Annotated in this window: 25 protein-coding genes and 2 tRNA genes; 16 read left to right on the plus strand and 11 right to left on the minus strand. The window is 69.6% G+C overall.

All coding sequences use genetic code 11. The annotated features are described in order from the left end of the window. The first annotated feature begins 8 nt into the window (after positions 1-8). The 10 genes from FHX82_RS02380 (at position 9) to FHX82_RS02425 (ending at position 10,616) form a co-directional block, all read left to right on the plus strand. Positions 9-1,991 (plus strand): acetoacetate--CoA ligase, encoded by a 1,983-nt coding sequence (locus tag FHX82_RS02380; protein WP_145938446.1) that lies wholly within the window; start codon positions 9-11, stop codon positions 1,989-1,991. A gap of 75 nt (positions 1,992-2,066) precedes the next feature. Then, positions 2,067-3,743 carry a phosphatidylglycerol lysyltransferase domain-containing protein gene (locus tag FHX82_RS02385; RefSeq protein ID WP_145938455.1) on the plus strand — a complete coding sequence of 559 codons (1,677 nt, stop codon included), beginning with the start codon at positions 2,067-2,069 and terminating at the stop codon, positions 3,741-3,743. Between the two features lie 104 nt (positions 3,744-3,847). After that, positions 3,848-3,937, plus strand: a tRNA-Ser gene (locus FHX82_RS02390). Positions 3,938-3,980: 43 nt separating this feature from the next. Further along, positions 3,981-4,053 (plus strand) — tRNA-Arg (locus FHX82_RS02395). Between the two features lie 206 nt (positions 4,054-4,259). Beyond that, complete coding sequence (locus FHX82_RS02400) at positions 4,260-5,153, plus strand: MurR/RpiR family transcriptional regulator (protein WP_145938445.1); 894 nt, start codon at positions 4,260-4,262, stop codon at positions 5,151-5,153. Positions 5,154-5,406: 253 nt separating this feature from the next. Further along, complete coding sequence (locus tag FHX82_RS02405) at positions 5,407-6,972, plus strand: ABC transporter substrate-binding protein (RefSeq protein WP_183176434.1); 1,566 nt, start codon at positions 5,407-5,409, stop codon at positions 6,970-6,972. Further along, entirely contained in the window at positions 6,969-7,976 is a 1,008-nt protein-coding gene (locus tag FHX82_RS02410; RefSeq protein WP_145938443.1) for an ABC transporter permease, read from the plus strand. The genes FHX82_RS02405 and FHX82_RS02410 overlap by 4 nt, the downstream gene beginning before the upstream one ends. After that, a complete protein-coding gene (locus tag FHX82_RS02415; protein ID WP_145938442.1) occupies positions 7,973-8,878 on the plus strand; it encodes an ABC transporter permease in 906 nt (301 codons plus the stop codon). Before FHX82_RS02410 ends, FHX82_RS02415 begins: the two co-directional genes overlap by 4 nt. After that, complete coding sequence (locus FHX82_RS02420; protein WP_145938441.1) at positions 8,875-9,873, plus strand: ABC transporter ATP-binding protein; 999 nt, start codon at positions 8,875-8,877, stop codon at positions 9,871-9,873. The genes FHX82_RS02415 and FHX82_RS02420 overlap by 4 nt, the downstream gene beginning before the upstream one ends. Next, a complete protein-coding gene (locus tag FHX82_RS02425; protein WP_145938440.1) occupies positions 9,870-10,616 on the plus strand; it encodes an ABC transporter ATP-binding protein in 747 nt (248 codons plus the stop codon). The genes FHX82_RS02420 and FHX82_RS02425 overlap by 4 nt, the downstream gene beginning before the upstream one ends. Positions 10,617-10,621: 5 nt before the next feature. Here the strand turns inward: FHX82_RS02425 and FHX82_RS02430 are convergent, their stop codons facing one another. Further along, a complete protein-coding gene (locus FHX82_RS02430) occupies positions 10,622-11,209 on the minus strand; it encodes a DUF1707 SHOCT-like domain-containing protein (protein ID WP_145938439.1) in 588 nt (195 codons plus the stop codon). A 128-nt stretch (positions 11,210-11,337) separates the two neighbouring features. Here FHX82_RS02430 and FHX82_RS02435 point away from each other — a divergent pair, with 128 nt between their 5' ends. Then, positions 11,338-11,841, plus strand: coding sequence for a hypothetical protein (locus FHX82_RS02435; RefSeq protein WP_229880818.1), 504 nt, complete (start codon positions 11,338-11,340; stop codon positions 11,839-11,841). Positions 11,842-11,910: 69 nt separating this feature from the next. On the opposite strand, the gene FHX82_RS02440 is transcribed toward FHX82_RS02435, so the two are convergent. Both FHX82_RS02440 and FHX82_RS02445 read right to left on the minus strand, forming a co-directional pair. Beyond that, complete coding sequence (locus tag FHX82_RS02440; protein ID WP_145938437.1) at positions 11,911-12,504, minus strand: ImmA/IrrE family metallo-endopeptidase; 594 nt, start codon at positions 12,502-12,504, stop codon at positions 11,911-11,913. A gap of 1 nt (position 12,505) precedes the next feature. After that, on the minus strand, positions 12,506-12,877 hold the full coding sequence (locus FHX82_RS02445; protein WP_145938436.1) for a helix-turn-helix domain-containing protein: 372 nt from the start codon (positions 12,875-12,877) through the stop codon (positions 12,506-12,508). Positions 12,878-12,999: 122 nt separating this feature from the next. Between FHX82_RS02445 and FHX82_RS02450 the strand changes: the two genes are divergently transcribed. Then, complete coding sequence (locus FHX82_RS02450; RefSeq protein ID WP_145938435.1) at positions 13,000-13,221, plus strand: DUF2188 domain-containing protein; 222 nt, start codon at positions 13,000-13,002, stop codon at positions 13,219-13,221. 130 nt (positions 13,222-13,351) lie between these two features. On the opposite strand, the gene map is transcribed toward FHX82_RS02450, so the two are convergent. Next, positions 13,352-14,176 (minus strand): type I methionyl aminopeptidase, encoded by an 825-nt coding sequence (map, locus tag FHX82_RS02455; RefSeq protein ID WP_145938434.1) that lies wholly within the window; start codon positions 14,174-14,176, stop codon positions 13,352-13,354. Between the two features lie 77 nt (positions 14,177-14,253). Further along, entirely contained in the window at positions 14,254-14,535 is a 282-nt protein-coding gene (locus tag FHX82_RS02460) for a metal-sensitive transcriptional regulator (protein WP_145938433.1), read from the minus strand. 141 nt (positions 14,536-14,676) lie between these two features. Between FHX82_RS02460 and nicT the strand changes: the two genes are divergently transcribed. From nicT to FHX82_RS02475, 3 genes are read left to right on the plus strand one after another with little or no spacing between them, the layout of a single operon-like run. Then, positions 14,677-15,699 (plus strand): Nickel transporter NicT, encoded by a 1,023-nt coding sequence (nicT, locus tag FHX82_RS02465; protein ID WP_145938454.1) that lies wholly within the window; start codon positions 14,677-14,679, stop codon positions 15,697-15,699. 37 nt (positions 15,700-15,736) lie between these two features. Next, on the plus strand, positions 15,737-15,940 hold the full coding sequence (locus tag FHX82_RS02470; RefSeq protein WP_145938432.1) for a heavy-metal-associated domain-containing protein: 204 nt from the start codon (positions 15,737-15,739) through the stop codon (positions 15,938-15,940). Next, on the plus strand, positions 15,940-18,120 hold the full coding sequence (locus FHX82_RS02475; RefSeq protein ID WP_145938431.1) for a heavy metal translocating P-type ATPase: 2,181 nt from the start codon (positions 15,940-15,942) through the stop codon (positions 18,118-18,120). Before FHX82_RS02470 ends, FHX82_RS02475 begins: the two co-directional genes overlap by 1 nt. Here FHX82_RS02475 and FHX82_RS02480 read toward each other — a convergent pair whose 3' ends face one another. Then, positions 18,121-19,269 (minus strand): permease, encoded by a 1,149-nt coding sequence (locus FHX82_RS02480; RefSeq protein WP_145938430.1) that lies wholly within the window; start codon positions 19,267-19,269, stop codon positions 18,121-18,123. A 57-nt stretch (positions 19,270-19,326) separates the two neighbouring features. Between FHX82_RS02480 and FHX82_RS02485 the strand changes: the two genes are divergently transcribed. Next, a complete protein-coding gene (locus tag FHX82_RS02485; protein WP_222426001.1) occupies positions 19,327-20,490 on the plus strand; it encodes a CaiB/BaiF CoA transferase family protein in 1,164 nt (387 codons plus the stop codon). Here FHX82_RS02485 and FHX82_RS02490 read toward each other — a convergent pair. The 5 genes from FHX82_RS02490 to FHX82_RS02510 all read right to left on the minus strand — a co-directional run bounded on the left by FHX82_RS02490 (position 20,422) and on the right by FHX82_RS02510 (position 26,685). Further along, positions 20,422-21,198 carry an IclR family transcriptional regulator gene (locus tag FHX82_RS02490; RefSeq protein ID WP_145938429.1) on the minus strand — a complete coding sequence of 259 codons (777 nt, stop codon included), beginning with the start codon at positions 21,196-21,198 and terminating at the stop codon, positions 20,422-20,424. The genes FHX82_RS02485 and FHX82_RS02490 overlap by 69 nt on opposite strands. 12 nt (positions 21,199-21,210) lie before the next feature. After that, positions 21,211-22,533 carry an MFS transporter gene (locus FHX82_RS02495; protein ID WP_145938428.1) on the minus strand — a complete coding sequence of 441 codons (1,323 nt, stop codon included), beginning with the start codon at positions 22,531-22,533 and terminating at the stop codon, positions 21,211-21,213. A gap of 25 nt (positions 22,534-22,558) precedes the next feature. Then, positions 22,559-23,839 (minus strand): glucarate dehydratase family protein, encoded by a 1,281-nt coding sequence (locus FHX82_RS02500; protein ID WP_145938427.1) that lies wholly within the window; start codon positions 23,837-23,839, stop codon positions 22,559-22,561. Positions 23,840-23,850: 11 nt separating this feature from the next. Beyond that, positions 23,851-24,777, minus strand: coding sequence for a 5-dehydro-4-deoxyglucarate dehydratase (locus FHX82_RS02505; protein ID WP_145938426.1), 927 nt, complete (start codon positions 24,775-24,777; stop codon positions 23,851-23,853). 120 nt (positions 24,778-24,897) lie between these two features. Beyond that, positions 24,898-26,685 (minus strand): thiamine pyrophosphate-requiring protein, encoded by a 1,788-nt coding sequence (locus FHX82_RS02510; RefSeq protein ID WP_183176435.1) that lies wholly within the window; start codon positions 26,683-26,685, stop codon positions 24,898-24,900. Between the last annotated feature and the right edge of the window lie 16 nt (positions 26,686-26,701).

A 26,701-nucleotide genomic window follows, 5' to 3' on the forward strand; every position in this document is an offset into this window, starting at 1 on the left:
GTCGGCCCGTGACCAACGGTGCTGACATCCCCGAAGTCCTCTGGCGACCCGACCCGGAGCAGGTCGCCGGAACCAGGATCCAGGCGTTCCGGGAGTGGCTGCGCAGCCAGCACGGCGTGCTGACGACGGACTACGACGAGCTGTGGCGGTTCTCGGTCTCCGACCTCGCCGGCTTCTGGGGCGGGCTGGCCGAGTTCCTCGGGGTGCTCTGGCACGAGCCGCCGCGGGCGGTGCTCGACGGCAACGAGATGCCGGGCACGAAGTGGTTCCCCGGCAGCACGCTGAACTACGCGGAGCACGCGCTGACGCGGGGGGTCGCCGGGGCGACGAAGGCGGACGAAGAGCTCGCCGTCATCTACTCACGTGAGGACGGCGCGAGCGCCCGCCTCACCTACGGGGATCTGCGTGCCCAGGTCGCCGCGGCGCGGGCCGCGCTCTCGGCGCTCGGCGTCGGCAAGGGCGACCGCGTGGTCGCGCTGGCGCCGAACTGCCCGCAGACCCTCGTCGCGTTCCTCGCGACGGCCAGCCTGGGCGCGATCTGGTCGTCCTGCTCCCCGGACTTCGGGGTGCGGGCGGTGCGCGACCGGTTCACGCAGATCGAGCCGAAGGTGCTCATCGCGGTCAACGGGTACGTCTACAATGGACGGTCTTTCGACGTCCGGCCGACGGTGACCCAGCTGCGCGAGGAGATCCCGTCCCTCGCGGCGACCGTGCTCGTCGGTTACGCCGGCGAAGGCACCCTCGACGGGGCGCTCGACTGGGATTCGCTGCTGCGCGAGCACGCCGGGGCGGAGCTGGCGTTCGAGCCGGTGTCGTTCGACCACCCGCTGTGGGTGCTCTACTCGTCGGGCACCACGGGCCTGCCGAAGGGCATCGTGCACGGGCACGGCGGCATCGTCGTCGAGCACCTCAAGGCGCTGGCGCTGCAGTCCGACCTCGGCCCTGGGGACCGCTTCTTCTGGTTCACCACCACCGGCTGGATGATGTGGAACTTCCTGGTCGGCGGGCTGCTCGTGGGCACCACGATCGTGCTGTTCGACGGCAGCCCGGGACACCCGGACCTCGGCGCGCTGTGGCGGCTGGCGGAGCGGGAGAAGATCACGTACTTCGGCACCTCCGCGCCGTACGTGCAGAGCTGCCTCAAGGCGCGCCTCGACCCGGCCGCGGACTACGACCTGTCGTCGCTGCGGGCGGTCGGCTCCACGGGCTCGCCGCTGAGCGTCGAGGGCTTCCGGTGGCTCGGGGAGAAGGTGGGCTCGCACATCCAGATCTGCTCGGTGTCCGGCGGCACCGACCTGTGCGCGGCGTTCGTGTGCGCGGCCCCGGACGTGCCGGTGTGGCTGGGAGAGCTGTCCTGCCGGGCGCTCGGGGCCGCGGTCACGGCGTTCGACGACGACGGGAACGAGGTCGTCGAGGAGGTCGGGGAGCTCGTCGTCACGCGGCCGATGCCGTCGATGCCGGTGTTCTTCTGGCACGACCCGGACGGCACGCGGCTGCGCGAGGCGTACTTCGAGCAGTACCCGGGCGTGTGGCGGCACGGGGACTGGATCCGGATCACCGAACGCGGCTCGGCGGTGATCTACGGCCGCAGCGACTCGACGCTCAACCGTGGCGGTGTCCGGATGGGCACGGCGGAGTTCTACCGTGTCGTGGAGAGCTTCGACGAGATCATGGACTCACTCGTGATCGACACCACCAGCGTGGGGAATACCAACGGTGAGCTGCTGTGTTTCGTCGTGATGGCGCCCGGGGCGGCGCTGTCGGACGTCGAACCGGAGCTGCGGAAGGCGCTGCGGGCGGAGCTTTCGCCCCGGCACGTGCCGGACCGGTTCGTCGAGGTGGCTGAAGTGCCGAGGACGCTCAACGGTAAGAAGTGTGAGGTTCCGGTGAAGAAGATCCTGGCCGGTGTGGCGCTGGACAGGGCGGTCAGCCGGGACGCACTGGCCAACCCGGACGCGTTGCGGCCGTTCGTCGAGCTGGCCGAGGGGTAGCGGACCAAGAGGGGGACTGGGTTGGTGAGCAGGCCGTTGACCGGCGAGGAACACGGCGCACCCGCGCTGTGGCGGCTGACCGGTGCGGCTTCGGTGGCGGCGATCACGTGGACGACGAGGCTCGTCGGGCTGATCGCGGTGTTGTCGGTCGTGCTGCCCGCCGGGCGCCGGGGGATGCGCGGGCACGTGGCCGAGTGGCTGGAGCTGCCGCAGGACGCGACGACGGGTGCGGCGGCGGTGGTACTGGTCACCGGGGTGCTGCTGATCCTGCTCGCGTCGGGGCTGCGGCGGCGCAAGCGCCGGGCGTGGCAGCTGGCGCTCGCGGCGAGCGTGCTGCTGGCGTTGTCGCACCTGGGGCTGCGGCACGTGCTGGGTGCGGGGCTGGTGTCGGTCGCGCTCGCGGTGGCGCTGCTGGCCAACCGGCGGCACTTCATCGCGTTGCCGGATCCGGTGACCGGGCGCTGGCGCGCGGTGCGGGTGTTCCTGCAGCTCGTGGTGGCCGGTCTGGTGATCGACTTCGCACTGCTGTCGTTCGCGCCGCGCAGTTTCGTCGAGCCGATGGGCTGGCAGAGCAGGCTCGGGGAGGCAGCGCTCGCGCTGATCGGGATCAGCGGGCCCGCGGTGTTCCACGTGATGTGGATGGACGACCTGACCGCGTCGGTCGGCCTGCTGTTCGGGCTCGGCGCGGTGCTGGTCGCGGCGTACTTCCTGCTGCGCTCGGCCGAACCGGCGCCGCACGTGACGGCGGAGGAGAAGGCGCGGCTGCGGGAGCTGCTGGACCGCAACGGTGAACGGGACTCGCTGGGCTACTTCGCGCTGCGGGACGACAAGTTCGTGGTGTTCTCGAAGTCCGGCAAGGCGGCGGTCACGTACCGCGTCATCGCCGGCGCGGCCGTCGCGTCGGCCGACCCGCTGGGTGACAGCGAAGCCTGGCCGGGGGCGATCGAGGAGTTCCTGGAGGTGTGCCGGCGGCACGGCTGGGTGCCCGCGGCGATGGGCTGCTCGGAGCTGGGCGCGACGGTGTGGGCGCGGTTCGACCTGGACGTGCTGGAGATCGGCGACGAGGCGGTGGTCGACGCGTCGACGTTCACGCTGGAGGGACGCGTGATGCGCGGCGTCCGGCAGGCGGTGTCGCGGACGAGGCGCGCCGGGTACGAGGTGCGCGTGCGGCGCACGGAGGAGCTGTCGGCGGAGGAGCTGGCGGAGCTGGAGACGCTGGCCGCGACCTGGCGCGGGAGCGACACGGAACGCGGGTTTTCGATGGCGCTGGGCCGCATGGGCGACCCGGGCTCGGTGCTGGTGACGGCCGAGCAGGAGGGGCGCGTGCGGGGGCTGTTGCAGTTCGTGCCGTGGGGGACGCAGGGCCTGTCGCTGGACGTCATGCGGCGTGATCGGACGGCGGACAACGGGGTGAACGAGCTGATGATCTCGGAGCTGCTGCTGCGCGCGCCCGAGCACGGCGTGAGGTATGTCTCCCTGAACTTCGCGGCGTTCCGGAAGCTGCTGGAGGAGGGCAGGCGGATCGGCGCGGGCCCGGTAGCGCGCATGTCGGCGAAGGTGCTGGGCTGGGCGTCGAAGTGGATCCAGATCGAGACGCTGTACCGGTTCAACGCGAAGTTCCAGCCCGCGTGGGTGCCCCGGTTCCTGGTGTATCCCGGCGTGCGGGAGCTGCCGAGGGTCGGGGTGGCGGTCTTCGAGGCCGAAGGTCTCGGCGGCAGGTCCCAGTGGCTGCGCAGACTGCTGCGGCGATGAGGCGGGATTTCCGCTGGTCGTGGGATTGCCCGTAGTGGCGAGGGGGTGCTGTTACGGGCGGTTTCGGGGCTGTGTACGCTACTCAGGCAGTGGTCGTTGATCGGGGAGGCTTCGCCTAGTCTGGTCTATGGCGCCGCACTGCTAATGCGGTTGGGGGTAACCCCCCCTCCCGGGTTCAAATCCCGGAGCCTCCGCTCAGCGCCCGGTTCGCCGGATGCTAAGTTAATAACTGAACAAGCGCCCGTAGCTCAACGGATAGAGCATCTGACTACGGATCAGAAGGTTAGGGGTTCGAATCCCTTCGGGCGCGCGTCTGGTTGAGACAGCAGTACCGAGAAGCCCCCTGGCGACAGGGGGCTTCTTGCTGTTCGGGGTCAGGCAGATCACTCGGCCTCGAGGAAGCACTCGAAGCAGGGCGATGCGGGTGCCGTGCATCTTCCTGGAGGCCGTGTGGCGCGGTAGCGTCCTTCCTCTGGATCTTGTCCCTTCGTCCGTTGCTCGGCAACAATCCTTGCCATGACGCTGAGCGCTCCTCAAGACAAGAAGCCGGAGGCGGAGCCCCGCGCCGGGCGGGATGTGCTCGGTCAGATCCGGGCTTTGGTGCCCTCGCTCCGTCCTGCGGATGCCCGGGTCGGCGAGGTCATCCTCGGCCGGGCGCAGACCCTGGGATACCTCTCCGTCACCGAGGTGGCAGCCGAGGCGGGAGTGGCCGAGTCCACTGTCGTCCGCGCCTGCCAGCGGATGGGCTTCGGCGGGTTCCAGGACGTCAAGCGCCTCGTCGCCCGTGGCACGCAGCCCGCTGCCGACCTGGTGTACGACGACATTTCCGCCGCTGACGACAGCTCGACCGTCCTGGAGAAGGTCGTCGCGTCGAGCGCGGCCGTGTTGTCGGACTGCTTGGCGACCGTCGACCGCGCGGCCTTCGCCGCCGCGGCTCGGGCGATCGCCGGGGCGGGGCGGCTGCTACTCGTCGGAGTCGGGCCGAGCAGCCCGATCGCACAGGACGCGGCCTACCGGTTCCGCATGCTCGGCCTCCCGGCCGACGCTCCGGTGGACGCGTTGACCCAACACCTCGCGGCGCGCCACCTCGGGCCTCGCGGGGTCTGCGTCGCGATCAGCCACACCGGTGCGACGCGGGAAACCCTGGCGGCGATGTCGGCAGCGCGCGAAAGCGAAGCAAGCACGATCGCGATCACGAGTTTCACCAAGAGCCCGCTGACCGGCCTCGTCGACCACCCGATCATCGCCGGTGGCCGGGGGACCAGTTACCGGGTCGAGGCAATGGCCAGCCGGCTGGCCCACCTCGCGGTGGTGGACGCGCTCTACGTCGAAGTCGCGTTCCGGGGCGAGGAGCGCGCCCTCGTCGCACTCGACCAGCATCACCAGGTGGCGGCCGAACACCAGCTCTGAAGTTCATGTCGAGTTCACGCCCACCGTATTGCTCGCGATAAGCAACTGAGGCAAGAATTCTTGCCTAGCACTGGTTTTGAGCTAGATCCAGCCGACACGTCACACCGGTTTCAAGCACTGCGTCCGCACATCCGGTGTCGATCGCGACGTGAGGCACGCACTTCAGCGACCCCGTTGCCACGGCGTCGTCGCCAGCCTGGAATCCGTCCGACTGATGCCAGAGTCCGACTGCTATCGAGCCCTGGAGCTTGAGATGACCAACCCCGTCCCCACCGACGGTCGTCCGACCGCCCGGCGCCGCCGCGGCCGAACGGCGCTCATCGCCGGCCTGCTCGTGACGGCCGTCACCGTCGCCGGTTGCGCCGGTCTGCAGAAGTCCACCGACGGCGCGGGAACCGGAGGTGTCCCCACCACCGTCCGGGTGGCGTACGAAGCGCCGATCAGCACACTGGATCCTTTGCGCTCCGGCAGCTTCGCCGACCAACAGGTGCAATACCTGATCAACGGGCAACTGACCAAGTTCGGCGCGGGCAACGACCTCGGTCAGCCTTCCCTGGCCCAGAGGGTCACCGAGTCGGCGGACCGATTGACGTGGACGGCCGTGCTGAGGCCCGATCTGGTCTTCTCCGACGGCACGCCGATCACCGCGGAGGACGTCGTGGCCTCCTTCCGGCGCGTACTCGACGATCCGGCGGGATCGAAGCTGCCGGAGTACACCGATCTCAAGAATGTGACCTCGCCCGGTCCGGGCACGGTGACCTTCACGTTGAGCCGGCCGAGGGCATCGTTCTCCGGGATCCTCGCCCAAAACAGCGCGACGATCTACCCGGCGGCAGGTCTGCGTCAGGGGCAGGCGTTCTTCGCCAAGCCGGTTTCGGCAGGCCGGTACCAGGTCGACTCCGCCGACTTCGTGGCCGGGCACATCGTGCTGAGCGCGAATCCGCACTATCCGGGGACACCGCAGAAGGTGCGGCGAGTCGAGTTCACGCTCGTACCCGACGCCGCGACGCGGCTCGCGCAGCTGCAGAACGCGGAAGTGGACTACGCGCACAACCTCCCGACCAATCTGATTCCGCAGATGCGCGGAGCGGTGCACCAGCAGAACTCCACGTTCCCCGGCGGCATGATCCCGCTCTTCCTCAACTACGCCGGCATCATGGGCAACACCAACGTCCGGCAGGCGATCAACCTCGCCGTCGACCGTGATCAGATTTCACGCGCGGCGTTGGCCGGGGTGATGCAGCCGAAGTACGGGTTCTTCCCCGCTGACCAGGTTTCCGGCCAGCCGAAGACCACCCGGAACGTGGCAGAGGCCAAGCGACTGCTGAACGGAACGCCCTGCGAACACGGCTGCACGGTGAAGTTCCTGCTCCTCCCCGACTTCAACTGGCAGATCCCGCCGGTGACCACGGTCGTGCAGCAGAACCTGAAGGACATCGGGATCGACGTCCAGCTGCTGACCACACCGATCTCGACCTTCGCCAAGCGGACGCAGCAGGGTGGTTTCGACGGGTTCGTCCTCACCCCCGCCTCGCTCATCGACCGGCCAGACCTCGTCGCGGCCCGTCAGCTCGATCCCGCCGGCAGCTACAACACGTCGTACCACCTGAACGTCGCCGCGCCGCAGCTGCACGATCTCGTTCAGCAGCTCGAAGTCGCGCCTGCGGCACAACAGCCCGCGATCGCGCAGCAGGCCGAGCAAGTGTTCGCGCGCGAGCTGCCGTTCATCCCGCTCACCGAGCTCACCTTCGTCAGCGGCTCGCGGCTCCCGGCCGAACAGCTGTCGACGACGCTCGGCTGGTACCTGAACCTGCCATGACCGCGCAGATCACACAGAACCAGGCGCCTGTCGCGCCGCTGCCGCGAGGCGGATCACGTGCTCGTGCCATCACGACCCACATCGCCCGGCATCTCGGACAGGCCGCGGTGACCAGTGTGGGCGTTGTCGTCGCCACCTTCTTCCTGATCCGGGCCGTACCGGGGGATCCGGCACGGGCGATCCTCGGCGAGCAGGCTCCCCAGGCGGCCGTCGACGCGTTGCGCGCACAACTGGGACTGGACCGCAGTCTGCCGCTGCAGCTGTGGGACTACTGCGCCGGACTGTTGCACGGCGATCTCGGGATGTCCCTGCGTTATCCCGGTACCCCGGTGTCGTCGCTCGTCTTCCACGGCATCGCCAACACCGCGCTGCTCGCCGTCGCGTCGATCGTGGCCGCGGTCATGGCCGGTCTGTGCCTGGGACTGCTCGCGGCGGCGGCCAGGTGGAGGCCCGTCGACGCCGCCATCCGCCTGTTCGCGATGGTGTCGCTGGCCGCGCCACCCGCGCTGGTGGGGCTGGTGCTCATCCTCGGGGTGGCGGTGCGGGCCGGACTCGCTCCCGCGGGCGGCTGGGGCTATGGCTATCCGGCCAACCTGGGCTTCCTCGTCCTGCCGGTCATCACCCTGAGCGTCTACCTCGCACCGGTGATCATCCGGGCGGTGCGCGAACGAGGTCGGGCCGTTCTCGGGCAGCCACACGTCGAGGCGGCTCGCGCACGCGGTCTTTCGCCTACCCGGCTGATGGTGCGGCACGTCGTGCCCAACTGTGCGCTGCCGATCCTGACGATCGTCGGCATGAGTCTGGGTGGATTGCTCAGCGGCGCCGTGGTAATCGAAGCCGTATTCGGGATCCCCGGCCTCGGTTCCACCCTCGTCAACGCCATCATGAGCCGGGACTACCCCGTGGTGCAGGCGGCTGCTCTGCTCAGCGGGATGGCCGTGGTTCTCGCCAACACCCTCGCCGAAGCGGTGCAACGGGTGATCGACCCCAGGACACGCGGATGAGCCTCGACCTGTCGGCCGTTGCCGAAATCCCCGTCGGCGCCGGAACCGCGAAGGTCCGGAGGCGTCGGCGTCGCAGTCCGCGACAGGCTCTCGTGGAACGCGTCGTCGGGCTGACGATCCTGGTGCTCGCCGCCGTCGCGTTCGTCGTCGTCCCGCTCGTCAGCACGGCGAGCCCGACTGCCCTGGCGGATCTACCGCAGCAGTCACCGTCGGCCGCCCACTGGTTCGGTACGGACTCGCTCGGCCGGGACAGCTTCGTCCGGGTCTTCGCGGCTGGCTGGACCGACTTGTTGATCACCGTACTGGCCGTGACGATCTGTCTGATCGCCGGAACCGTCAGTGGTGTCGGTATCGCGGCCTGCCCCGGGCCGATTCGCTCGGTGGTGCTGCGCCTGATCGACGCGCTGCTCGCGATCCCCCACCTCATCGTCGTTCTGGCGCTGATCGTCCTGCTCGGGCAGCAACAGCTCATACCATTGCTTCCCGCGAGCGCGTCGAGCATCGTGATCGCGATAGTGATGGTGGGTTGGGCGCCATACGCACGGCTCACCGTCACGCAGGCGTTGGTGTTGCGAGAGCGTGAATCCGTGGTCAGCGCTCGCCTGCTCGGCTACAGCCGCGCCCGAATCCTGTTGCGCCACACCGGACCGGCGATGATGGGCGTCAACCTTTCCTACGCGGCCACACAGGCGGTGCTCACCACCGGCGTCACCGCGTCGTTGGCCTTCCTCGGCGCCGGCGTGCCCGAGCCCACGCCCGAACTCGGGATGATGATGCAGCAGGGCGTCGCGCTGTTGCCGACCACCTGGTGGATCACCGTCATCCCCGGTCTGTTCGTGCTGGTCCTGGGCATCGGGTTCGCCCTCGTCGCCGATTCCATCGATCCCCAGGGAGCAGCATGACCGAGTCGTCGGCACTCGCCATCGACAACCTGAACGTCCACATCGGGGGGCAGCCCGTGCTCACCGACGTCTCCCTGCGCGTGGCTCCCGGCGAGGCCGTCGGCCTCGTCGGCGAGACGGGCTCGGGCAAGACGATGACCGTCCGGACCGCGACCGGCCTGTTGCACCGCCTGGGTGGGCGGATCACCTCGGGCAGGGTGCGCGTGGCGGGAACCGACCTGACCCGGGGGACTGATCGCGACTGGCGGCGCGTGCAGGGGCGCACGATCGCGCTCGTCCCGCAGAGCAGCATGTCCAGTCTCGATCCGCTCATGTCGATCGGGCACCAGTTGGGCGAAACGGTGCGCGCGCTCGGTGGACCCACCGGCGGTGACCGCCGAGCGGCAGTACGAGGTCTGCTGGAGGCGGTGCAGCTCACACCCGACGACCGCCTGCTGCGCGCCTACCCGCACGAATTGTCCGGCGGGATGCGTCAGCGCGTGATGATCGCGCTGGCCCTCGCCGGGAACCCGCGAATCCTCGTCGCCGACGAGCCCACCACCGCACTCGATGCGGCGATCCGGCGCGAGATCCTCGCCCTGTTGAGCAGCCTGCGGCATTCCCGCGGTCTGGGTCTGCTGCTCGTTTCGCACGACCTCGGCAGCATCAGCGCGACCACGGACACCACAGTGGTGATGTACGCGGGACGCACCGTGGAAGCGGGGCCGACGAGCGAGATCTTCGAACAGCCGGCCCACCCGTACACGGAAGCCCTGCTGGCGGCACTGCCCGAACGCACCCCGCCCGGCACGCGGATTCCCGCGATCGGCGGTCGGCCTCCGCTCCCCGGGGAGGTTCGTGCGGGTTGTGCGTTCGCGGCGAGGTGCCCCGTCGCCGAGCCGGCCTGTCACACCATCGAGCCGCCCACTGTGTCGGTCTCGACCACCCGGACCGCCGCGTGCCTCCAGCACACTTCGCCGGGCGAACGGCCGCACCGGAAGGAGCTCGTCGGATGATTCGTACCCCACTGCGGATTCAGGTCGAAGGGCTGGACCATTCGTTCGGGCACCATCAGGTGCTGCACGACATCAACCTCGACGTTTCCGCCGGCGCGAGGCTCGGCATTGTCGGTGAAAGCGGTTCCGGAAAGACAACGCTCGCGCGCCTGCTGGGCGGGGCACTCGGGAGTTCCGCTGGAGCGGTCACGGTGAATTCGGCGCCGTGGTCCGCAGTGCGGCGTGGCTCTCCGACACGACGAGCGGTGCAGCTCATCTATCAGGATCCCTACGCATCGCTCACCCCACACGTCAGCGTGGGATCAGCCGTGCGAGAGGCGGCGCGGGTCTGTCGGCGGCTGTCGCGCCGGAAGGCCCGCGCACACGCCGAGGAGCTGCTCGCGTCGGTCGGCATCTCGCCGGCACTGGCGGGCCGCCGTCCCCGGCAATTGAGCGGTGGGCAGTGCCAGCGGGTCGCGATCGCGCGGACCCTGGCGGCGGATCCCGACCTGATCATCGCCGACGAGCCGACCTCGGCGCTCGACATCTCGGTACAGGCGCAGATCATCAACCTGCTGCTCGACATCATGACGCGGCGGGGTGCCGGTCTGGTGCTGGTCTCCCACGACCTCGCCGTCATCCGGCACCTCACCGAAGAGGTGGTGGTGATGCACGAGGGGCGGATCGTCGAACGCGGCGCTACGGCGTCGGTGCTGACTGCGCCGAAACACCCCTACACCCGGCAGTTGTGCGACCGGAGCTGACGAGCTCACCGTGGCGCGGAGCCGAGCAGCCGGGCGACCGTCTTGGCGTGCGTGGTGGTGAAGCGCAGCTCGACGCGGCCCGAGCGGTCCGCGCGGAAGGCCTTGGCGTCGTAGGCGATGTGCAGCAGGTCCTTCTCGGCCTGCACGTCGAGGGCCAGCCGCAGGGGGTGGGCGAGTGGGACGTCGACGTGTTTGCTGCCCGCCGCCCACACCAGCAGCCGACGGGTCGTCACCGCCACCGCGCCGGCGAGGGCCACCTGCTTGCGGCGCACCCGCACTCCGTTCGCCCGGTAGCGGCGGTACGTGATCGAGCCCAGCAGGTCCTCGTCGAGCACCAGCAGCTCCTCGGCCGCCAGCGAGGCCCGCACGTCATCCGGGAGGCGGCCGGCGGAACCGGGCCAGTGTGGCGACGGTGGCAGGTCCACGAACACCGCGCGCAGCTCCGCCGCAGTGCGGGCCTGAGCCACGACGTCGGCGCGCTCCTCGAACTCCACGGGCGACAAACGCCCCGCTGTCAGGTGCGAGACCAGCGCCGAGGCGGCCGACTCCCGCTCCCGGTGGCCGATCCGCTCCACGTCCGAACTCCCCGGCACGAGATCACCGTAGCCGCGCGCGAGAGACCGCGGAAACCCCTGGTGACGTCCGTGATCACTGGCTAGGGTGTGGGCGGCCCGACACGCCTCGGGGATTGGTGGTCATCCGGATGGGTAATCGGCAGGGCATGAGTCGCACGCTGCTCGGGGTCTACCTCAACGATCACCTCGCCGGGGCGATGGCCGGGGTGGAGCTCAGCAGACGGCTGGTGCGGACCGAGGGCGAGTGGGCCGGGAACGGGAAGCTCGAACGGCTCGCCGAAGAGATCGAACAGGACCGGGCCGCGTTGCTCGAAATCATGGCCGCCCTCGGAGAACCGGTGCGGCGCGCGGAAATGTGGACCGGTTGGCTCGCCGAAAAGGTCGCGCGCTTCAAGCTCAACGGGCGCATCGTCAACCGTTCGCCGTTGAGCCGCCTCGTGGAGCTCGAGGCGATGCGGCTCGGCGTCGAGGGCAAGGTCGCCGGCTGGCGCACCCTCCGTGCCCGCGCCACCGTCGACCCGCGGCTCGACTCCGCCAAGCTCGACGAGCTGATCACCAGCGGCCGCAGCCAGATCACGCGCCTCGAACGGTTGCGGGCCCGCGCCGCCGAGGAGTTGTTCGGCGCCGGTGAGGACAGTTTGGACGCCTGAAGTCGTTGGCACGCAAGGCAGTCGCGTGTGGACAAACGAGTTGTCCCCAGGTGTGGGCAAGCCTGTGGATCACTGGGCCAGCACCAGCCCCTCCCGTCGCACCCGCTCCCGCCAGCGGCAGGCGACCCGGCGCGCGCCCGTGACGTTCATCCGCCACTGGGCCATCGCGACGCTGACCTGGAAGCGGTTCGCCACCGTGTGATCGGACCACCCGCGCAGCGCGGCCACGCGCGCGGCGTCCGTCGGCAGGAGCAGCTCCCCCGACAGCTCCGCCGCCTCGTCCTCGAGCCGCCGCACACCGGACCGGCAGCCGTTCTCGTCCGCCAGCGTCGGGCCGAACGGGTGCTCCAGCAGGACGTGCGCCATCTCGTGCGCGAGCGTGGACCGACGGCGCCGCAACGGGTGCACGTGGTTCTCGATGATCACCGCGCCGCTGGGGTCCAACGGCACGAGAGCCGCGGAGAACACCTGCGGCCGCACCTCCGTCAGGTGGCGCACGGACTCCGCGGGCAGCGCGGGATGCGTGAGGTCGAGTACCTCGATCCCGTACAGCTCGGCGAGCGCGTACGGATCGAGCGGTGCGAGCACCTCGACGCCCAGCTCCGCGCGCACCTCCAGGGCGAGTTCCCTGGCTTCCTTCTTGAACCCGCGTCTCAGCGCCACTTCAGCCTCCCTGGTTTCGTGCCCTCATGTGCCGCAGCGTTATGCCGACCACGTCCAGCACGTGCTGCTGGTCGGCCTCGCTGAGCTCCTCCTCCGCGCGCAGCAGCGGGGCGAGCTGCGCCTCCAGCGACGGCTTCGCCCGCTGCTGCCGGGCACCTTCCGGCCACACCATGAACGTCTCGGCGGGCATGCCGAGCCACTGCACCAGCGCGATGAACCCGTCGAGGTCCGGCCGGTGGCCGTTGCCCATCCGGCTCACCAGCGACGGGCTGACTCCTGCCTCGGCCGCGAGCTGCCGCCACGACAGGCCCCTGGCCTCGCGCTGCGCGTCGAGCGCCCCGTACAACCTGGCCGTGTCCAGTCGTCCCACCACCGGCCTCATCCTCCGCCCCTCGGTCTCTTCCGGTTCTTCAATGGGGTTGCGATTGTGGGACACTGGTGCAATACTGAGACAGTGTTGCCACCTTGGAACACTACTGGGGAAGGGGAATTGCCATGTCGTGCACCGTCTACTGGGTCTCGCCGTTGTGCGGCAGCTGGGACGTGCGTCGGAAGGGGGAGGTGCTCTCGCACCACGGGCGCAAGCGCGAGGCGGTGTGCGCCGCCGCGCGGCTCGCGCGTCGTGATCGGCCCAGCGTGCTGCAGATCCAGCGGCGGGACGGGTCGATCGAGAGCAGGCGGGTCTACCGGCACGATGCGCTGGTGCCCGGCGGTTGACCTCTGGGTTCGGGAGATGTCGAACATGGGTTCGATGGTAGGGGTGGGGTGTGACAGTTTTGGGTTTCGCGCTCGTACTGCCACATCCGCCCAGGGGTCCGTGCCCGGGTGAGCTTCTGCCGGTGAGGCGTCAGGCGTCCTTTGTGGACAACCTGCCGGCGGAACTGCCCGGTGCTGCGGGGATTTCCGATTCGCGCCGGGTGAGCACCAAGGGGGCGTCCTCGGTGATGGCGATCGTGTGCTCGGAGTGGGCGGTGCGTGAACCGTCGGCCGAGCGGATGGTCCAGCCGTCCGGGTCGTAGACGATCCGGTCGGTCGTGCGGGCGAACCAGGGTTCGAGGGCGAGGGTCAGGCCCGGCCGGAGTTTCAGGCCGCGGCCTGGCCGGCCCAGGTTGGAAACGTGGAGGTCCTCGTGCATGGTGCGGCCGATGCCGTGGCCGCCGAACTCGGTGTTGACCGGATAGCCGTAGTCGCGGGCCACCGCCCCGATCGCGGCCGAGATGTCGCCGAGGCGGTTGCCCGGGCGCGCGGCGTCGATCCCCGCTTCCAGTGCTTCCTCGGTGGCGCGGATGATCCGCAGGTCCTCGTCCGCGGGGGTGCCGACGATGATCGTGCGCGCCGAGTCGGCCGCCCAGCCGTCGATGCTCACCGCGAGGTCCGCGGTCAGGACGTCGCCGTCGCGCAGCGTGTAGTCGTGGGGCAGGCCGTGCAGGACGGCGTCGTTGACCGACAGGCAGATGACGTTGCGGAACGGGCCCTTGCCGAAGGAGGGGGCGTAGTCCCAGTAGCACGACTCCGCGCCGCGACGTTCGATCATGCCGCGTACGTGGTGTTCGAGGTCGAGGAGGTTGACGCCCACGTCGGCGAGCCGGCCGACCTCGGTGAGCACCTCGGCGACGAAGCGCCCGGTCACGTGCATGCGTTCGATTTCCGCAGGCGTCTTCAGTTCGATCACGGGTACCTCGCGCTACAGGGGTTGGTATAGTTATACCGGAACCCTAGCACTTGGCGGTATAGTAATACCAGCTCGCGTCAGGACTTCACCAGGCGGGCGATGGCGTCCGAGGCTTCACGGACCTTCACCTCGGCCTCCTTGCCGCCGGCCTTCGCGGCGTCCACCACGCAGGTCGACAGGTGCTCGTCGAGGAGTTCGAGCGAGAACGACTGCAGTGCCTTCGTCGCGGCGGAGACCTGCGTGAGAATGTCGATGCAGTACTTGTCCTCTTCGACCATCCGCTGCAGTCCCCGGATCTGCCCCTCGATCCGGCGCAGGCGCTTCAGGTAGGCGTCCTTGTCCCCGCTGTAGCTCGCCATTCCGTTGCCCACCTTCGTACTCGACGTCCCTGAAATCATACCCGCTCCCCGTATGCCGAGACACAAACGAAACCCGCCTCGCCTGTTCATCTGATTAACCTGTCAGATGTGATCAGGCGCGACTGGGCGGCCGTGGCCGCGATGGCGGGGTTCGTGGTCGTCCTCAACGTGCTGGGCTGGGGGGTGCTGACCCTGATCGTCGTCCCCCAGCACTACCAGATCGGGAACGCGCAGGTGTTCGGCGTGGGACTCGGGGTCACGGCGTTCACCCTCGGCATGCGCCACGCGTTCGACGCCGACCACATCGCCGCGATCGACAACACCACGCGCAAGCTCATCGGGGAGGGACAACGCCCGCTGACCGTCGGGTTCTGGTTCTCGCTCGGGCATTCGACGATCGTGTTCGCGCTGTGCCTGCTGCTGTCGCTCGGCGTGCGCGCGCTGGTCGGGCAGCTGGAGGACGACGGCTCGACGCTGCACCAGGTCACCGGCGTCATCGGGGTGTCGGTGTCCGGCGTGTTCCTGTGCCTGATCGGGCTGGTCAACCTCGTCGTGCTCGCGGGGATCGTCCGGATCTTCCGCGGCGTGCGGGTGGGGGAGCTGAACGAGGCGCAGCTGGAGGAGCAGCTGAACAAGCGCGGCCTCCTGAACCGGGTGCTGGGCCGGGCGACCGCGGCGGTGCGCAAGCCGTGGCACATCTACCCGGTGGGCCTGCTGTTCGGGCTCGGGTTCGACACCGCGACCGAGGTCGGGCTGCTGGTGCTCGCCGGCGGTGCGGCCGCGTTCTCGCTGCCGTGGTACGCGATCCTGGTCCTGCCGGTGCTGTTCGCCGCGGGCATGACGCTGTTCGACGCGGCCGACGGCGTGTTCATGAACCGCGCCTACGACTGGGCCTTCGCGCAGCCGGTGCGCAAGCTCTTCTACAACATCACGGTCACCGCGCTGTCCGTGCTCGTCGCGCTGCTCATCGGCGTGATCGAGCTGATCAGTGTGCTCACCGACCAGCTGGGTATCACCACGGGACCGCTCGCGGCGATCGCGAACCTCAACCTGGACTACGTGGGCTTCGTGATCGTCGGACTGTTCGTGGTGACGTGGGTCGTCGCGCTGCTGGTCTGGCGCGTCGGCCGCTTCGAGGAGCGCTGGGCAGTGCCCGCGGACTGAGCGGCTCCCCGTACGGGTAGGGGGTATAGTGGGGGTCATGACTCAGACTACGTACACCGTCACGGGGATGACCTGCGAACACTGCGTCAAGGCGGTCAGCGAGGAGGTCGGCAAGGTCGAGGGCGTCGAGTCCGTCGCGGTCGACCTGCCCAGTGGCGCGCTCACCGTCGTCAGCGCGCACGAGCTCGACGACGCCGCGATCCGGGCCGCCGTCGACGAGGCCGGGTACCAGGTCGCCTGATGACCACCACCGCGGACTCCGGCAGGCTGGAGCTCGCCATCGGCGGGATGACGTGTGCGTCCTGCGCGATGCGGATCGAGAAGAAGCTGAACCGGCTCGACGGCGTCACCGCAACGGTCAACTACGCGACGGAGAAGGCCGAAGTGACCTTCCCGGCGGGTGCCGATCCCCAGCGGCTCGTCGAGACGGTCGAGGCCGCTGGGTACACCGCGAAGCTGCCCGAGCCGGGCGACGAGGACGAGGACCCGTCGCGCCCGTTGCGCAACCGGCTGGTGGTGGCCGCGGTGCTCGCGGTGCCGGTGATCGTGCTGGCGATGGTCCCGGCGCTGCAGTTCGACTACTGGCAGTGGATCTCGCTGGCGCTCGCGACGCCGGTCGTCACGTGGGCGGCCTGGCCCTTCCACCGGGCCGCGTGGACGAACCTGACCTACGGCGCCACGACGATGGACACGCTGATCTCGGTGGGCACGCTCGCCGCGTTCCTGTGGTCGCTGTACGCGCTGGTCTTCGGCGACGCCGGGATGATCGGCATGCGGCACGCGTTCGAGCTGACCGTCGGGCCCTCGGCCGGAGACGCGCTCTACTTCGAGGTCGCCACGGGTGTCACGGCCTTCCTGCTCGCCGGCCGTTACTTCGAGGCGCGGTCCAAGCGGCGCGCCGGGGCCGCGTTGCGGGCGTTGCTGGAGCTCGGCGCGAAGGACGTCGCCGTGTTGCGCGACGGCGTGGAGGTCCGCATTCCCGCCGGGCAGCTGACCGTCGGCGACCGGTTCGTCGTGCGGCCGGGGGAGAAGATCGCCACCGACGGCGTGATCGAGGACGGTGCCTCGGCGGTCGACGCGAGCATGCTCACGGGCGAGTCCGTACCCGTCGAGGTCGGTCCCGGGGACGCTGTCGTGGGGGCGACGGTCAACGCCGGTGGCCGGCTGGTGGTCCGGGCGACGCGTGTCGGCGCGGACACGCAGCTGGCGCAGATGGCGAAGCTCGTCGAGGCAGCGCAGACCGGGAAAGCGCAGGTCCAGCGGCTGGCCGACCGCGTCGCCGGGGTGTTCGTGCCCATCGTGCTGGTGCTGTCGCTGAGCACGCTCGTCGGCTGGTTCGTCGCGGGTGGCACGCCGTCGGCCGCGTTCACCGCCGCCGTCGCGGTGCTGATCATCGCCTGCCCGTGTGCACTGGGGCTCGCCACGCCGACCGCGTTGCTGGTCGGCACGGGCCGGGGTGCGCAGCTGGGCATCCTGATCAAGGGGCCGGAGGTGCTGGAGAGCACGCGCCGGATCGACACCATCGTGCTCGACAAGACCGGCACGGTCACCACGGGCCGCATGGCGCTCGTCGACGTGCATCCTGCCGCCGGTGTGGAACGGGACGAGGCGCTGCGGCTCGCCGGGACCCTGGAAAACGCGTCCGAACATCCCATCGCGAAGGCGATCGCCGCCGCCGCGCCGGAGCTGGGCGAGGCCAGGGAGTTCGCCAACGTCGAGGGGCTCGGCGTGCGGGGCGTGGTCGACGGCCGCGAGGTTTCCGTGGGCCGGGCGGCGCTGTTCGAGGACCTCGGCGAGCTCGCGGAAGTCAAGGCGGCGGCCGAAAAGCGTGGGGACACCGCTGTCGTCGTCGGGTGGGACGGGCAGGCGAAGGCCGTGCTCGCCGTGGCGGACACCGTCAAGCCGACATCGGCGGAGGCGGTCGCGCGGTTCCGGGAGCTGGGGCTGCGGCCGGTGCTGCTGACCGGTGACAACGAGACCGTCGCTCGTGAGGTGGCGCGCGAGGTGGGCGTCGACGACGTGATCGCCGAGGTGCTGCCCGCGGGCAAGGTCGACGTGGTGCGGCAGCTGCAGGACGAGGGGCACCGCGTCGCGGTGGTCGGCGACGGGGTGAACGACGCCGCCGCGCTGGCGCAGGCCGACCTCGGGCTGGCGATGGGCACGGGCACGGACGTCGCGATCGAGGCCGGGGACCTGACGCTGGTGCGCGGGGACCTGCGCGCGGCGGCCGACGCGATCCGGCTCTCGCGGCGGACGCTGAACACCATCAAGGGCAACCTGTTCTGGGCCTTCGCGTACAACGTGGCCGCGCTGCCGCTGGCCGCGCTCGGCCTGCTCAACCCGATGATCGCCGGCGCGGCCATGGCGCTGAGCTCGGTGTTCGTGGTCAGCAACTCGTTGCGGCTGCGGCGGTTCCGGTGACTAGTGGTGGTGCCCGGACTCCGGCGCACCACCCATCATCTTCAGCATCGGGACGCCGCCGCTGCGCACGAAACGGAACAGCAGAGCGGCCGCGACCAGCAGGAAGACGAGGTTGAGCCACGTCGTGTAGTTCCAGGTGATCCCCGCCTCCAGCACCTGCGCGTCGCGGGTCTTCGGGGTCAGGCCGGTGACCCCGAAAAGCAGCTCGACGACGTAGCCGGCGGCGACCATCGCGACGTAGAAGACGCCCAGCAGGGTCAGCGCCATCCTCGTGCCGTAGTACTTCCGGTAGATGTTCAGGATCGGCAGGATCAGCAGGTCGGCGAAGATGAACGCGACCACCCCGCCGAAGCTGATGCCGCCGTTCCACAGCACCGCTGCCAGCGGGACGTTGCCGACCGAGCACACGAAGCTCAGGATCGCCACCACCGGCCCGACGACGGGACCCCACAGCGCCGAGCCCAACGGGTGACCGGTGAGGAAGAACGCGCGCCAGAACGAGTCGGGCACCCAGGCGCCGATCGCGCCCGCGATCAGCAGGCCGATGACCAGGTCGCGCAGGATCGCGGCCCACTCCATGACGAACACGTGCGACACCGACGTGAAGCCCTCCGCTGACAACAACCGACGCCAGAACGGGCCCTCCCGGCTGACGGACATGTCCATCGCCGCGTGCCCTTCCATCGACCCCGCCGCACCCCGCTCCGCCTGGTCACGGGCAGCGCGCAACAGCCGGTCACGGACGAACAGCCGGAACAGTAGGGCGACGAACACGATCATCAGCGGACCGCCAACGAACTCCGCGACCATGAACTGCCAGCCCAGCAGCAACGCCAGCAGGATGCCCAGCTCGACGACCAGGTTGGTGGACCCGATCTCGAACGCCATCGCCGCCGTGAAGTTCGCGCCCTTGCGGAACAGGGCGCGGGCGAGCGCGACGGCCGCGTAGGAGCAGGACGAGGAGGCCGCGCCCAGACCCGCGGACACCGCCAGCGTCCGCGGCCGGTCGTCCCCCAGTAGCCGGACGATCGTCGACTTCCGCACGACCGCCTGCACGACCGCGGACAGCGCGAACCCGAGGATCAGCGCCCACAGGATCTCCCACGTCATGGTGCCCGCGAGCGCGAGCGCTTCGCCGATTGTCCTCATACCGCTGAGGGGTATCACGGAAGAAGAGCTCCAAACAACATGAGGTAGAAGGGAGAGGTGAGCGGACCTCTCTCCGGTGTGTTGATCGCCGACTTCAGCCGGGTGCTCGCGGCGCCCTACGTGACCATGCTGCTCGCCGACCTCGGTGCCGATGTGATCAAGGTCGAGAGGCCCGGCACCGGCGACGACACGCGGGCCTGGGGGCCGCCGCACGTCGACGGGGAGGCTGTCTACTACCGCTCGGTCAACCGGAACAAGCGGTCCGTCGCGCTGGATCTCGCCGATCCGGCCGCGCGCGAGCTGGGGCGCCGGGCCGACGTGCTGATCGAGAACTTCCGCCCGGGCCTGATGGCACGCTTCGGGCTCGACCACGAAACGCTCCGGGTGGACAACCCGGGTCTGGTGTACTGCTCGATCTCGGGCTTCGGCTCCGGCGAAGGAGCGAAACTCCCCGGCTACGACCTGCTCGTGCAGGCCGTCGGCGGGTTGATGAGCGTCACCGGGCCCGGGCCGGGGGAGCCGACGAAGGTGGGCGTCGCGCTGGTCGACGTGCTCACCGGGCTGCACGCGGGCCTCGGCATCCTCGCCGCGCTACGGCACCGCGACGCCACCGGCGAAGGGCAGCTCGTCGAGGTGAACCTGTTGAGCGCGTTGCTGTCGAGCATGGTCAACCAGAGCGCCAACCACCTGATGGCGGGGCTCGTGCCGGGGATCATGGGCAACCGGCACCCGTCCGTCGCGCCGTACGAGGTCTATCCCACCGCGGACCGGCCCATCGCGCTGGCGGTGGGCAACGACCGGCAGTTCCAAGCTCTGTGCAAGGCGCTGGGCCTGGAGCCCGACGAGCGGTTCGCGACCAACGCCGGCCGCGTCGAGCACGTCGCCGAACTGGCGGACCTGCTGGGCGCCCGGCTGCGGACGCGTCCCGCGGACGAGTGGTTCGCGCTGCTGACGCCGTTGGGCGTCCCGTGTGGACCGGTCAACGACCTCGGCGAGGCGTTCGCGTTGGCCGAACAGCTCGGCCTGGCGCCACGAGCGCCCGGCGGAACGGTCCGCAATCCCATCGGGTTGTCGGCGACTCCGGCCGAGTACCGGCTGCCACCACCCACGCTCGGCGAGCACACGAACGAGGTGCTGGAGTGGCTGCGCGAGTCACCAGGCGGCCGAGCGGACGGCGCGCTCGATGGCCGTCCGCGCTTCGGCCAGGGCGTCGAGGACTGACTTCTCCGCCTCGGGCGTCAGGCGGGCGATCGGCACCGAGCAGCTGATCGCGTCGAGCACCGGGGTGTCGTAGCGCAGCGCCATGCCGAAGCAGCGCAGGCCGACGGTGCCCTCCTCGTTGTCGATCGCGTAGCCGCGCTCGCGGACTCCCGCCAGGTCCGCGAGCAGGCCCGGCCGGTCGAGGGTGCGTTCGGTCAGCGCGGGCATCTCCGGCGGCAGCAGCTTCTCCACCTCGGCGTCCGACCGCTCCGCCAGGATCGCCTTGCCCAGCGAGGTCACATACGCGGGCAGGCGACGGCCCACGCGGCTGAACGGCCGCAGGTAGTGCCGCGACTCGCGCGTCGCGAGGTACACGATGTCCGAACCGTCGAGCCGCGCGAAGTGCACCGTCTCGCCGACCTTCTCGCCCAGGTCGTCCAGGTGCGATTTGGCCGCGGCGAGCCGGGGGTCACCGTCGATGTACGACGTGCCGACCAGCAACGCGCGCACGCCGATCGTGTACAGCGAGCCCGTCGGATCCGTGCGCACCCAGCCGCGGTTCACGAGCGTCTGCAACAGGGCGTACAGGCTGCTGCGCGGCACGTCCATGCGTTCGGCGAGCTGGCGCAGGCTCAGCGGCTGACCGTCGAGGCTCCCGAGCACTTCGAGAACCTCGACGGTGCGCGCCGCCGACTTCACGTCGCGCACGCCCTTCTGCTGCTCAGGCATGCACGCATCTTCTCACTGGACGACCGGGGAGGTGATCCGCGAGCGCGCGGGCATGTACCGCGCCCGCACCAGGAACACCGTGCCCGCGGCCAGCACCGACACGATCGACAGCACGTACAGGCCGCCTGCCGTGCTGCCCGTGCTCTGTTCGACCGCTCCCACGAGCGTCGGACCGACGAAACCGCCGAGGTTGCCGAGCGAGTTGATCAGCGCGATGCCCGCGGCGGCGATCTTCAGGTCCAGGCTGTGCTGCGCCAGCGGCCAGAACGCCGACGCCGCGCACTTGAAGCCCGTCGCGCCGAGGCACAGCGCCACCAGCGCGAACCACGGTGGTCCGACGGTCGCGAGGAACGTGCCCACCGCGCCGAGCACCAGCCCGACCGCGACCCACGGCCGCCGCCTGCCCGTCCGGTCGGTGTACCAGGCGAGCGTGTACATCGCGATGATCGCGCAGATCCACGGGATCGCCGACAGCAGGCCGACGGTGAAGTCGGACGTGCCAGGGATCTTCTTGACGATGCTCGGCAGCCAGAACGTGATGGCGTACCCGGTGAGCGACATCGCGAAGAACAGCCAGCACAGCAACAGCACCTGCGGGTTCGCGACCAGCTTCCAGCGCGGCACGTGCGCGGTCTTCTTGTCGTCGCGCACGGCTTCGTCGCGTTCGACCGCCGCGCTCAACGCCGACTTCTCCTCGTCGGTCAGCCACTTCGCGTCCCGCACGCGCGAGACCAGGAAGAACCCGGCGACGATGCCGATCACCACCGAGGCCCCGCCTTCCAGCAGGAACATCCACTTCCACCCGGCGATGCCGCCGACGCCGTGCATCTCCAGCAACGCACCGCTGATCGGCCCCGTGACGATGTACGCCGACGCGGACCCGCCGAGGAAAATCGCGGTCGCACGGCCGCGTTCGGCGTTGGGCAGCCACTTCGTGAAGTAGTAGATGACCCCGGGGAAGAACCCGGCCTCGGTGACACCGAGCAGGAGCCGCAGGATGTAGAAGGTGGTGGCGTTGTTGGTGAACGCGGTCGCGGCCACCACCACGCCCCACGTGATCATGATGCGCGTCAGCCACACGCGGGCGCCGAAGCGTTCGAGCAGCATGTTGCTCGGCACCTCGAAGATCGCGTAGCCGACGAAGAACAGCCCGGCCCCGAGCCCGAAGGCCGCGGCGCCGATGCCGAGATCGGTCTTGAGGTGGGTCTGCACGAACCCGACGTTGGTGCGGTCCATCTGGTTGATCACCAGCATGAACACCACCAGCGGCAGCATGCGGCGGAAGAACTTCCGCACCGCGCTGCGGTAGGCGGGGTTTTCGGAAGACAGCGTCATCGACGTCTCCGTTTTCTCGGGAGCCTTACCAGCGGGGGAACTTCGGCGCGGTGAAGTCGGGGTGCACGCGGCGCATCGCGGCCGCGTCGTCGCGGCGCCGGACATCGCTTTGCTGCCAACGTTCGTGCAGCTTCGCCAGCGCTTCGCGGTCGAGCTCCACGCCGAGCCCCGGCGTGTCCGGCACCGCGATCTTCCCGCCGGAGAACGTGTGCGGCTGCGTGATCACGTCCTCGGTCTGCCACGGCCGGTGCGTGTCGCACGCGTACCGCAGGCCCGGAATCGTCGCCGCCACCTGGGTCATCGCGGCGAGGCTGATACCGAGGTGCGTGTTGGAGTGCATGGAAATCCCCACGCCGAAGGTCCGGCACACCGCGGCGAGGTCCTGCGTCGCACGCAGCCCGCCCCAGTAGTGGTGGTCCGACAGCACGACCTGCACCGCGTCGGTCTTGAACGCCTCGGGGACCTCGTCGAACGCCGTCACGCACATGTTGGTGGCCAAGGGAAGCGACGTCTTGCGCGCGACCTCGGCCATGTTCGCGGTGCCCGTGGTCGGGTCTTCGAGGTACTCGAGGACGTCCTCCAGCGCGGCCGCCACTTCGAGGCTCGTCGCGACCGACCACGCGCCGTTCGGGTCGAGCCGCACCGGCTGACCGGGGAACGCCTCGGCGAGCGCGCGGGCCGCGGCGACCTCCTGCTTCGGCTCGAACACGCCGCCCTTGAGCTTGAAGGAGCTGAAGCCGTAGTCGTCGGACATGCGCTTCGCTTGCGCCACAACACCTTCCGGGTCGAGCGCGGCGCCCCAGTCGTCCTTCGGCTCGTCCGGTTCCGGGTGCTCGGCCCAGCGGTAGAACAGGTACGCGCTGTACTCGACCGCGTCACGCACCTTGCCGCCGAGCAGCGCGTGCACCGGCAGGCCCAGCTCGTGGCCGAGCGCGTCCCAGATCGCGACCTCGAACGCCGATGAGACGCTGAGCGCGATCTTCGTCATCGTCCGGCTGCCACGCAGGCCCTCGGCCTGGACGGTGTTGTCGACCCGCTCGGCGCCGACGCGCTCCAGGCAGCGCGCGACGTCCGCGGGCAGGGTGTTGACGACCAGTTCGGCGCCGACGAGCTCGGGCGCGAACGCCTCGGCGAGCTTGAGGTAGTCGGTGTCACCGTAGGTTTCGCCGAGACCGACCGCGCCGCTCTCGGTGATCACCTCGACGATCGTGCGAGGGGTGTACGGCTGGTGGACGCCCTGCAGGTTCAGCAGGGGCGGGTCGCTGATCAGGATGGGGGTGACGCGTACTTCGGCGATGCGGGACAACGGTGTCCTCCTCAGACGAGGTCGAGGCCGGTGGCCAACAGGGCTTTCAGGGCGGTGAGCTCTTCGGGAGCGGGGTCGGTCAGCGGCGCGCGCACCGGTCCGACGGGCAGGTCGCGCAACCGCGCCGCGGCCTTGACGAGCGAGACGGCGTAGCCCGCGCGGCGGTCACGCAGTTCCACGAACGGCTGGTAGAAGTGGCGCAGCAGATCGTCCACACGGGACTGATCGTCGGCGTGCAACGCGGTGAAGAACGCCTTGGAGATCTCCGGCGCGAAGGCGTGCACGGCCGAGGAGTACGCCGGAATTCCGATCGAACTGTAGGCCCGGGCCTGCATCTCGGCGGTCGCGACGCCGTTGAAGAACAGGAAGTCCTCGGGCGCGCTCAGCCGCAGGCGCTGCAGCTGGTCGAGGTCGCCGTGACCGTCCTTGAGCCCGATGACACCGGGGATCTTGGCGAGCTGCGCGACCGACGCCGCGTCGAACCTGACGTAGTCGCGCTGGTACGCGATCAGCGGCAGCGACGTGGCCTCGGCGACCTTGCGCACCTGCTCGACGAGCCCGTCGACCGGCGCCTTGACGAGGTAGTGCGGCAGCAGCAGGGCGCCGTCGGCCCCGGCCTCCTGCGCGCGGGCGGCGTACTGCGCGGCGATCGCCCAGCCGTAGCCGACGCCGGCGACCACCGGGATCCGGCCCGCGGTCTCCTCGACCGCGATCCGCACCACCTCGGTGTACTCGTCGAGCGTCAGCGAGAAGAACTCCCCGGTGCCACACGCGACGAACACGGCGGCGGGCTCGGCCGCGAGCTGCGTGCGGAAGTACGCGCGGAAGGCGTCCGGATCGAGTGCGCCGGTTTCGGCGAAGGAGGTCAGGGGGAAGGACAGCACTCCGGCGGCCATGCGGCGCCGGAGCAGGTCTGCGGTTTCCTGCGGAGTGCTCATCAGCTCGTCTTCATATGTAGACAGTAACTCGATATGAAGACAGCCTAGGAACCGATTGCGGCTCCCGTCAATGCCGAAGGCCCCCTTCCCGGCGGGAAGAGGGCCTTCGAGGTGGTGGGCTCAACGGGACGGCAGCAGTTCCTGGGCTTTGGTTTTGAGGCCTTGGGCCATGAGGTGCCAGGCGTTCGGGTCGCCTTTGAGGACGGCTTCGGCGGCGGATTTCATTTGTTCGAAGGTGGCGTGTGGGGGGATGGGTGGGACTTCGGGGTCGCAGCGCACGTCGAGCAGGGCGGGTGTGTCGGCGGCCAGCGCGCGGTCCCAGGCGGGGCCGAGCTGGTCGGGGTGCTCGACGGCGATGGCTTCGAAGCCGAGGGAGCGGGCGATTTCGGCGTAGGAGATGTCGGGCAGGGATTGGGATTCCTCGAACTTCGGTGCCCCGCCCATCGCGCGCAGTTCCCAGGTGACCTGGTTGAGGTCGTTGTTGTGGAACACGCACACCACCAGCCGCGGATCGGTCCACAGGTGCCGGTAGCGGGCGATGGTGATCAGCTCGGCGAGCCCGTTCATCTGCATCGCCCCGTCCCCTTCGAGCGCGATGACGGGCCGGTCGGGGTGGGCGAACTTCGCCCCGATCGCATACGGCACCCCCGGCCCCATGGTGGCCAGGGTGCCCGAGAGCGTCGAGCGGACGCGGCCGCGGATCTTGAGGTTGCGGGCGTACCAGTTGGTTGAGGACCCGGAGTCCGCGGTGATGATGGCGTCGTCGGGGAGGCGGGTGGAGAGTTCGTGCACGATGCGCATCGGGTTGACCGGGTTGGCCTTCAGCATCGCCTGCGAGGTGACGGTGTCCCACCAGTCGGTGACGTTGCGCTCGATCGTCTCCCGCCACGAGCGGTCCTGCTTGCGGGTCAGCATCGGCAGCAGGGCGCGCAGGGTGGCCTGGGCTTCGCCGACCAGGTTGACCTCGGTCGGATACCGCATCCCGATCATCGACCCGTCCAGGTCGATCTGCACGGCGCGGGCCTGGCCGAACTCGGGCAGGAACTGGCTGTAGGGGAAGTTCGAGCCCACGATCAGCAGGGTGTCGCAGTCGCGCATCAGCTCATACGACGGGCGCGTGCCCAAAAGCCCGATCGACCCGGTCACATACGGCAGGTCATCGGGCAGCACATCCTTACCCAACAACGCCTTCGCCACCCCCGCCCCGGTCACCTCGGCCAGCTCCCGCACCTCGGCGGCGGCGTTGCGCGCACCCTGACCGATCAGGATCGCGACCTTCTCCCCGGCGTTGAGGATTTCCGCGGCGTGGGCGAGTTCGTCCTCCGGCGGGATCGTCACCGGATGCGGCCACCCGGGCGCGCTCGAGGGCACCTGCTTGAACGCGTGCCCGGGCGGGGAGTACGGGGATTCCTGCAGATCCGCCGGGATGATCACCGCGGTCGGGGCGCGCTTCGCGAGTGCGGTGCGGATCGCGCGGTCCAGCGCGTTGGGCAGCTGCTCGGCGACGTTGACCTCGACCAGATACTCACTGGCCACGTCCTTGTACAACGCCTGCAAATCCACTTCCTGCTGATACGCACCCCCCATCGCCGACCGAGCGGTCTGGCCCACGATCGCGACCACCGGCACGTGATCCAGCTTCGCGTCGTACAACCCGTTCAACAGATGAACCGCACCCGGCCCCGAGGTCGCCAGGCACACCCCGACCTGACCGGAAAACTTCGCAAACCCCACCGCCTCGAACGCGGCCATCTCCTCATGCCGCGCCTGCACGAACCGCGGCCGGTTGTCCGCCTTCCCGAACGACGCCACAATCCCGTTGATCCCATCGCCCGGATAGGCGAAAACCTGCTCAACACCCCACTCACGCAACCGCCGCAACAGGTAGTCGCCGACCGTTTCGGCCATGGTGCCTCCTCACGCT

This window comes from Amycolatopsis bartoniae (genome assembly GCF_014191255.1).
In the GTDB taxonomy this organism is placed as follows: domain Bacteria; phylum Actinomycetota; class Actinomycetes; order Mycobacteriales; family Pseudonocardiaceae; genus Amycolatopsis_E; species Amycolatopsis_E bartoniae.

Bases quoted from the DNA above. Each gene is read 5' to 3' on its own strand.
- FHX82_RS02460 (WP_145938433.1), bottom strand. From the start codon at position 14,535: ATGGCGAGCTACAGCGGGGACAAGGACGCCTACCTGAAGCGCCTGCGC.
- FHX82_RS02420 (WP_145938441.1), top strand. From the start codon at position 8,875: ATGACCGAGTCGTCGGCACTCGCCATCGACAACCTGAACGTCCACATC.
- FHX82_RS02450 (WP_145938435.1), top strand. From the start codon at position 13,000: ATGTCGTGCACCGTCTACTGGGTCTCGCCGTTGTGCGGCAGCTGGGAC.
- FHX82_RS02470 (WP_145938432.1), top strand. From the start codon at position 15,737: ATGACTCAGACTACGTACACCGTCACGGGGATGACCTGCGAACACTGC.
- FHX82_RS02435 (WP_229880818.1), top strand. From the start codon at position 11,338: ATGAGTCGCACGCTGCTCGGGGTCTACCTCAACGATCACCTCGCCGGG.
- FHX82_RS02505 (WP_145938426.1), bottom strand. From the start codon at position 24,777: ATGAGCACTCCGCAGGAAACCGCAGACCTGCTCCGGCGCCGCATGGCC.
- FHX82_RS02415 (WP_145938442.1), top strand. From the start codon at position 7,973: ATGAGCCTCGACCTGTCGGCCGTTGCCGAAATCCCCGTCGGCGCCGGA.
- FHX82_RS02495 (WP_145938428.1), bottom strand. From the start codon at position 22,533: ATGACGCTGTCTTCCGAAAACCCCGCCTACCGCAGCGCGGTGCGGAAG.
- nicT (WP_145938454.1), top strand. From the start codon at position 14,677: ATGGCGGGGTTCGTGGTCGTCCTCAACGTGCTGGGCTGGGGGGTGCTG.
- FHX82_RS02425 (WP_145938440.1), top strand. From the start codon at position 9,870: ATGATTCGTACCCCACTGCGGATTCAGGTCGAAGGGCTGGACCATTCG.
- FHX82_RS02510 (WP_183176435.1), bottom strand. From the start codon at position 26,685: ATGGCCGAAACGGTCGGCGACTACCTGTTGCGGCGGTTGCGTGAGTGG.
- FHX82_RS02475 (WP_145938431.1), top strand. From the start codon at position 15,940: ATGACCACCACCGCGGACTCCGGCAGGCTGGAGCTCGCCATCGGCGGG.
- FHX82_RS02400 (WP_145938445.1), top strand. From the start codon at position 4,260: ATGACGCTGAGCGCTCCTCAAGACAAGAAGCCGGAGGCGGAGCCCCGC.
- FHX82_RS02410 (WP_145938443.1), top strand. From the start codon at position 6,969: ATGACCGCGCAGATCACACAGAACCAGGCGCCTGTCGCGCCGCTGCCG.
- FHX82_RS02405 (WP_183176434.1), top strand. From the start codon at position 5,407: ATGACCAACCCCGTCCCCACCGACGGTCGTCCGACCGCCCGGCGCCGC.
- FHX82_RS02480 (WP_145938430.1), bottom strand. From the start codon at position 19,269: ATGAGGACAATCGGCGAAGCGCTCGCGCTCGCGGGCACCATGACGTGG.
- FHX82_RS02490 (WP_145938429.1), bottom strand. From the start codon at position 21,198: ATGCCTGAGCAGCAGAAGGGCGTGCGCGACGTGAAGTCGGCGGCGCGC.